Origin of the sequence: Gilvimarinus gilvus, from assembly GCF_030518155.1 — a bacterium.
In the GTDB taxonomy this organism is placed as follows: Bacteria; Pseudomonadota; Gammaproteobacteria; order Pseudomonadales; family Cellvibrionaceae; genus Gilvimarinus; species Gilvimarinus gilvus.
This window is the reverse complement of the sequence record NZ_JAULRU010000496.1, coordinates 1-998: the sequence shown is the minus strand read 5'-3', so window position 1 is coordinate 998 and position 998 is coordinate 1. Positions and strand designations below refer to the sequence as shown.

Sequence of the window (998 nt, the reverse complement as noted above, 5' to 3'; positions counted from 1 at the left end):
AAAAGATTTTAATTGTGATGGAAGCCTTACGTGCTGAGATTTCAGTAGCTGAACTTTGTCGCAAATATGCTATTTCACAATCTCAATTTTATAAGTGGAACAAAGAGTTTTTAGAAGCTGGTAAAAAGCGATTATCTGGTGATATTACACGTGAAGCAACAAGTGATGAAGTTTCTGATCTCCGCAAAGAAAATTTACAATTAAAAGAGATTGTAGCCGATTTAGTTGTGCGTTATGATATCGTAAAAAAAACCTTGGATTCGTTGGATTAATCAATAAATTTAAGAAATATATGCGATTATCAGCAAGTGAAAAATATGAAATAATTCAGACTGTAACTCGTTCAGAAATTGGAGTTAAACGTACTTTAGAGGAATTTGGAATAGCACGAAGTACATTTTACAAATGGTATTCAAATTATCTAGAAAATGGATTTGAGGGTTTAGAATCTAAACGTTATTCAATGCATCGAAAATGGAATAGTATTCCTGAATCTCAGAAAGATTTAATTGTAGAATTAGCTTTGGATTATCCTGAATTATCTGCTAGAGAACTGGCTTTTAAAATGACCGATGAATTAGGGATTTATATATCGGAATCGAGTGTTTATCGGATATTGAAGCAACGAGATTTAATTCCAGCGCCCAATCACATTCTGATTTCAGCAGCGAATGAATTTAAAGATAAAACGAATTTTGTTCATCAAATGTGGCAAACAGATTTTACTTATTTTAAAATTATTGGATGGGGATGGTATTATTTGAGCACGATTTTAGACGATTACAGCCGATATATTATTCATTGGGAATTATGCAGTTCAATGAAAGCTGAAGATGTGAAAAGAACTGTAAAAACAGCTATTGAAAAAGCGAAATTAAAAACGAAACAGAAACCAAAATTATTATCTGATAATGGACCTTGTTATGTATCAAGTGAGTTAAAAGATTACTTGAAAAATACTCAAAAAATGAAACATGTTAGAGGAAAGCCTCTGCATC

2 protein-coding genes are annotated in these 998 nt (G+C 31.6%); both read left to right on the top strand.

Going from position 1 to position 998, the window contains the following annotated elements; all coding sequences use genetic code 11:
- A partial coding sequence (locus QWI17_RS09060) for a transposase (RefSeq protein ID WP_302722190.1) occupies window positions 1-272 on the top strand: 272 nt, incomplete at its 5' end.
- A 20-nt stretch (window positions 273-292) separates the two neighbouring features.
- A partial coding sequence (locus tag QWI17_RS09055; protein WP_302722189.1) for a DDE-type integrase/transposase/recombinase occupies window positions 293-998 on the top strand: 706 nt, incomplete at its 3' end.